The sequence below is a fragment of the Acinetobacter sp. SwsAc5 genome (genome assembly GCF_013391485.1).
Classification (GTDB): domain Bacteria; phylum Pseudomonadota; class Gammaproteobacteria; order Pseudomonadales; family Moraxellaceae; genus Acinetobacter; species Acinetobacter towneri.
Window position 1 is genome coordinate 45,800 of record NZ_JACAXD010000020.1, and the last position, 6,000, is coordinate 51,799.

Sequence of the window (6,000 nt, forward strand, 5' to 3'; positions counted from 1 at the left end):
TCTTGATTCGTTGAGTTCAGTGTAATCTACAATTGTGAATGTTGTAGACCACTAAAGCGAAAGAATGCTTTATTTATAAAGAAAAAGGACTGTCAATGCTATGACCGTCCTTTCTCAATTTCTGTACTCAAGAGTACAACATTTTGAATATCCCGCTAAATATGTTCAATATTTAGCGAGTTTCAATTTTCGCTTAGAAAGCAAAGTGTTCAGCATCTAATGCAAATAGTGGCTCTACACCTGTTGCAATCACGTCTACGTGTGAGCGAACACGTGGCAATATTTTCTTGAAGTAGAAACGTGCAGTCGTCACTTTAGCATTATAGAAGTCTACATCGGTTGTGCCTGCTGCAAGTGCTTCTTGAGCGACCAATGCCATACGTGCCCATAGGTAAGCTAGTGTTACATAACCAGAGAAGTACATGTAGTCTACTGCTGCAGCACCTACTTCCTCAGGGTTTTGCATTGCACGCATACCAATTTGCATGGTCAAATCGCCCCATTCTTTATTGAGCGCTGCGAGCGGTTCAACAAATTCTTGCATTGCTGCGTTGTCTTTGTTGGCTTCTGCAAATTTATGGATGATTTTGGTGAAGTCTTTCAACATTGCACCTTGTGTACCCAAAACTTTACGACCTAACAAGTCGAGTGCTTGAATTTCAGTTGTACCTTCGTACAAGCATGAAATACGTGTATCACGCACAATTTGTTCCATGCCATGCTCAGAAATGAAGCCATGACCACCGAAGACTTGTACACCGTGTTTTGCAGATTCAGAACCTGTTTCAGTTAAGAATGCTTTTGCAATTGGCGTCAATAAAGACAAGATGTTGTCAGAGTATTTACGCTCTTCTTCGGTTGCACCTTGCTCCACGATATCTGCGTGTAGAGACAACAGATACACTAATGCGCGACCACCTTCAGCAAACGCTTTTTGAGTCAATAGCATATTGCGTACAGCAGGATGCACAATAATTGGATCTGCTTCTTTTTCAGGGGCTTTCGGACCAGAAAGTGAGCGCATTGCCAAACGGTCTTTGGCATAAGTCAACGCACCTTGGAAAGAACCTTCAGATGCTGCAAGACCTTGTACCGCTGTACCGATACGTGCAGTGTTCATGAACGTGAACATGCAGTTTAGACCACGGTTTTCAGGGCCAATTAGGAAGCCTTTCGCGTTATCAAAGTTGATCACGCAAGTCGCGTTACCATGAATCCCCATTTTGTGTTCGATTGAACCACAGCGTACGCCGTTGCGCTCGCCTACAGAACCGTCAGCATTGAGGTTGAATTTTGGCACGATGAATAAAGAGATACCCTTAGTACCTTTAGGTGCACCAGGAAGACGAGCAAGTACAATGTGGATAATGTTCTCTGCCATGTCATGTTCACCAGCAGAGATAAAGATTTTCTCGCCAGAGATTGCATAGCTGCCGTCTGCTTGTGGTTCAGCTTTGGTACGGATAATACCCAAGTCAGAACCTGCGTGAGATTCGGTTAAGCACATGGTGCCTGTCCATTCACCAGAAACTAGTTTTGGTAAATAAGCATCTTTTTGTTCTTGAGAACCATGGTGTTCTAAAGTACGTACTGCGCCGTGCGATAAACCAGGGTACATGCCCCAAGCCCAGTTTGCAGTACCAACCATTTCAGAAATAACGTTACCTAAAGAAACAGGTAATGCTTGACCACCGTATTGTTCTTCAGCTGAAAGTGATGGGAAACCGAGTTCGATATATTTTTGATACGCTTCTTTAAAGCCCGTTGGTGTAGTCACCACGCCATCATTCCAAGTACAACCTTCACGGTCACCGTTTTGGTTGATTGGAGAAAGTTCATTTTCACAGAAATCTGCTGCAGCTTCCAAATATTGGTCAACCAATTCACGGCTTACGTTTTCTTGGAATGCAGGTAATTTTGAATAGTGATCTTCGGCATTTAATAATTCATGCAAAACAAATTGCATATCACGTAAAGGCGCTTTGTATTGTGGCATATCGGTTTCCTCAATACTGGTTTGACCAGCGTTATATTTTAAATGGATTTCAGCGCATGCCTTATTAGACATGCCGTGTTGCATTGGTTGTAATCGTGCAACATCTTCTAATTCGGTACAAGCATCTGCATAGCATTTCTTGGTGACTGTAAAGTCAAAGATTTTTACCTTGAAATGGCTAAGTTGTTTGAGTGTAAATAGTTTTGCTGAATTTGAAATGATACAAATAGTCAAAACCGTAAAGAGATATGTCCAATAAAAAAGGCGCAATTTGCGCCTTTTTTATCTATTTATGCTTTTTAGAGTGGCTTAAGCAGCCTTATCCGGTGCTGAAACAGGTGCTTTAGGCTGGAAGTGAACGATACATTTGCCATCTATTGTTTGTATGCCGACTTTTAGCTGCACGGCTTTACCATCGGTTTGACCTTGGCAGGCTTTGGTCGCAGCTTGTTGACGCGCTTGACGTTCAGCTAAACGTTGATCGTATTGCTGGGTTAACTCAGCACGTTTCGCATCGGTTAGTGGTTCGCCACGATGCATATGCATGCCACGGAATTGACCACGATCGGCTTTATCGGCACGCATTGGGTGATGTTCACCACGTTTCATTTCATCACGGTTCGGTTTAAATGTAATCGCACATGTGCCTTCTAGTGTTTGCTCACCTGCTTTGACTTGGACTGCTGAACCCACCGCTTTGCCATCGCAGGCTTTTTTAATGTCTTGCATGACTTGTTTACGTTCAGTACGCATTTTTTCAAATTGTTTGCGTTGTTCAGGCGTCATGTGACGGTCTTTCTGATAATGACCATGCATATATTGCGACTGCTTCATATCTTTTGGTGCTTGGGTGGATTGACAGGCAGTCAACGCACCTACAGATAAAACGCTGGCAGTGGCTAAAGCAATTTTTGTCATCTTATTCATTCTAAATTCCCCCATACAAGAGCATGTGATTTTGGATGATTAAAGATTAAATAATAAAGATGTAGAAACAATGGAGAGTTTTTTCTAGCACTGTTGGTTACAATGCTCAAAATCGACAAAAAAAGCTGAGATTGCGCTTTTGAAAATTCGCCGTATACCCATCGCATTACGCCTGTTCTTAACAGTGCTGCTGACGACCTTGCTGATTACCACGGTCAGCTTGGGGGTATTGCATGTCAATATGCAGCGAAACTTCAGCAAATATGTGGCCGATGTCGAAATGCAAAAGCTGGACTTGCTCACTCAAAACTTGGCAGAAGTCTATGCGGTATATCACGATTGGGGCAATGCCATTCAGGCGCAAATTCTCCAAATTGAAGGTGAAGCTGCGCCTGATAATTATGACCGTTTATCGCGGTGGTGGTTGCGTCGTCAGTATGATATTGCTTTGCAGCAGCGTTATTTTCAGGAACACACCCTCGCCAATGTAAACTCGAGTGTAGTCGAGCCTGAGCCAGGCAAACGACAAGCCAATGCGGAAGAACTTCGCTGGTTAGAGCTGAATTTACCTTCACAATTTCAGCCATTTGAAGGTTTAGTATTTCCTTTGAGTGCCAATCAGAATGCTTTCCGTCCTGATCGTAAAAATGAAGGACACCAAAACACGACAGAATCATCTGGAAAAAAACAATTTATTTCGATGCCTGACCGTTTAGGCTTGAGTTCACGCTTATCTTTATATGATGCTCAGCGGCAATTTGTAGTGGGAGAGCCTGCTGAAACTCAAATTTCCTTTCGTCCAATTATGGTCGGTGAAAAAATCGTGGGTTATCTGGGCTTAAAACCTGTGTTAGATCAGGAAGATGCTTTAAGTATTAATTTTTTTAGTAAACAAACTCGTTATTTATTGTTGGCTTATGCTTTAAGTATTTTGGCGAGCTTGATTGCTGCCTTATTGTTGGCGACCTACTTTAAAAAGCCAATTCAGCGCTTATTAAATGGCACACGTGAATTAACTAAAGGCCATTATCAACATCAGGTCAAGGTCAATCGTAATGATGAATTGGGTGATTTATCTACCGAGTTGAATCATTTGGCGGTGATTTTAGATCAACATGAAACTTCACGTCGTCAGTGGGTGGCAGATACTTCACATGAGTTGAAAACCCCGTTGGCCGTATTGCAGGCGCAAATTGAAGCTATGCAGGATGGTATTCGCAAAGCAACGCCAGAACATTTGGCTGCGATGATGCATCAGGTCAACAGTCTGAAAAAACTCACTCAGGATTTATCAGACTTAGTGCAAGCTGAGGCTATGCAGTTGAAATGCTATTTTGCGACCATTGATCCATGGCAAGTGATTGAGCAGGAAATTGAAAGCTTCAAGCCGAAATTTGAACAAGCGCAGTTGGACGTGATCGTGTCGGGTGAAGGCACGCAATTACAATTGGATATAGACCGTTTTAAGCAAATTATGCTCAACTTATTGAGTAACAGTATTCGCTATACCGAAGCGGGTGGGCAGGTGCATATTCACACCAGTCAAAGTGCAACAGAATGGACAGTGTATGTAGATGACAGTCCGTTTGGTTTAAGTGATGAACAATTGGCACGTTTGGGTGAGCGTTTTTATCGTGCCGATGATTCACGTACACGCGCCACAGGTGGGACAGGTTTAGGTCTGGCTTTATCGGTCAAAATTGCCAAAGCATTGGGCGGAGAGTTAAGTTTTGCACATTCACCATTGGGTGGTTTACGTTGCAAATTAAGCTTTCCTAAAACAATCAAATCTTGAAGGACTTTAAGGAATCGTGCATGAAACATATCTTGCTGGTTGAAGATGAAATTGAACTTGCCCAATTGGTGCGAGATTATTTAGAAGCTGCTGGTTTTGAAGTCAGTATGTTTCATGATGGACAAGAGGCCTATGACAGCTTTTTGCAGCGTAAACCGAGCTTGATGATTTTAGATTTAATGGTACCGCGTATGGATGGTTTGACCATTTGCCGCAAAGTGCGTGAACAGTCCGATGTGCCTATTATTATGGTCACAGCACGTACTGAAGAAATTGATCGGGTACTAGGTCTAAACATGGGCGCAGATGACTATGTGTGTAAGCCTTTTAGCCCGAAAGAGTTGGTAGCACGTGTACAAGCGGTGTTGCGCCGTTTGGAACGTAAAGTTGAACCCGAAAGCAATGATTTATTCCGTATGGATAAAGCGCAGCAGCGTATTTGGTATCAGCAAAAAACCTTGAATTTGACCCCAACCGAATTCCGTTTATTGGAATTGTTTTTAGAGCATGTCGGGCAGGTGTATTCACGTGCGCAGTTGCTAGATCATATTAACCCTGACAGTTTTGAAGTGGCAGATCGTGTAATTGATAGCCACATTAAAAACTTGCGCCGTAAAATTTCTGACGCTGCCGAAACGGGAAATCGTCATGAATGGATTCAAGCAGTGTATGGCGTGGGCTATCGTTTTGAGTATCCAGAAGAATAAGTTTAAAAATTCAATAAGCGAATCTTGGAAGGTTCGCTTTTGTTTTCTAAGTTAGATATTATGTTGAAAAAGTGCAGAGCAAATAGCTTTAAAAAATTTTTATCAAATACCTTATCAAATGGAGCGTAAAACTCAGTCCTTCAGGTCAGAGATATAAGCGACACGACATAAAGTGTCGTTTGATTTAACTAAGGACTATTTTCCTTGAGTTTTGATTGTTAATATAAGTACATGAAAACCCTTAAATTACGTATAAAAGACAAACATTGCAAGGTGTTAGACCAACTAGCATCAGAAGTGAACTTCGTCTGGAATTATGTCAATGATTTAGGGTTTAGGCATTTGAAGCGGAAAGTTGAATTTCTCTCTGCTTTTGATATTGCCAAATATACGAAAGGCACATCCAAAGAATGTAATTTACATAGTCAAACCATTCAGGCTGTAACTGAAGAATTAGTCACCCGAAGAAAGCAATTTAAAAAGGCAAAGCTGAAATGGCGTGTCAGCAATAAAAAATCAGCAAGGCGCTCTTTGGGATGGGTTCCCTTTAAAAAGTTGGCTATCAAATATGTCAC

The 6,000-nt window shown here is 42.0% G+C and carries 4 protein-coding genes and 1 pseudogene; 3 read left to right on the forward strand and 2 right to left on the reverse strand.

All coding sequences use genetic code 11. From position 1 onward, the window contains the following. Positions 1–193: 193 nt before the first annotated feature. Together HYG89_RS11590 and HYG89_RS11595 are read right to left on the reverse strand one after the other, a co-directional pair. A complete protein-coding gene (locus HYG89_RS11590) occupies positions 194–1,996 on the reverse strand; it encodes an acyl-CoA dehydrogenase C-terminal domain-containing protein (protein WP_178867614.1) in 1,803 nt (600 codons plus the stop codon). Positions 1,997–2,305: 309 nt separating this feature from the next. Continuing rightward, complete coding sequence (locus HYG89_RS11595) at positions 2,306–2,923, reverse strand: hypothetical protein (protein ID WP_131260773.1); 618 nt, start codon at positions 2,921–2,923, stop codon at positions 2,306–2,308. A 139-nt stretch (positions 2,924–3,062) separates the two neighbouring features. Between HYG89_RS11595 and baeS the strand changes: the two genes are divergently transcribed. The 3 genes and pseudogenes from baeS to HYG89_RS11610 form a co-directional block, all read left to right on the forward strand. Continuing rightward, positions 3,063–4,718 (forward strand): sensor histidine kinase efflux regulator BaeS, encoded by a 1,656-nt coding sequence (gene baeS, locus HYG89_RS11600; RefSeq protein WP_178867610.1) that lies wholly within the window; start codon positions 3,063–3,065, stop codon positions 4,716–4,718. Positions 4,719–4,738: 20 nt separating this feature from the next. Beyond that, entirely contained in the window at positions 4,739–5,425 is a 687-nt protein-coding gene (locus HYG89_RS11605; RefSeq protein ID WP_168418565.1) for a response regulator, read from the forward strand. A gap of 231 nt (positions 5,426–5,656) precedes the next feature. Beyond that, a pseudogene (locus HYG89_RS11610) lies at positions 5,657–6,000 on the forward strand (RNA-guided endonuclease TnpB family protein); the annotation flags it as partial.

Coding starts and splice junctions, on each gene's coding strand:
- HYG89_RS11590 (WP_178867614.1), bottom strand. CDS start 1,996: ATGCCACAATACAAAGCGCCTTTACGTGATATGCAATTTGTTTTGCAT.
- HYG89_RS11595 (WP_131260773.1), bottom strand. CDS start 2,923: ATGAATAAGATGACAAAAATTGCTTTAGCCACTGCCAGCGTTTTATCT.
- HYG89_RS11605 (WP_168418565.1), top strand. CDS start 4,739: ATGAAACATATCTTGCTGGTTGAAGATGAAATTGAACTTGCCCAATTG.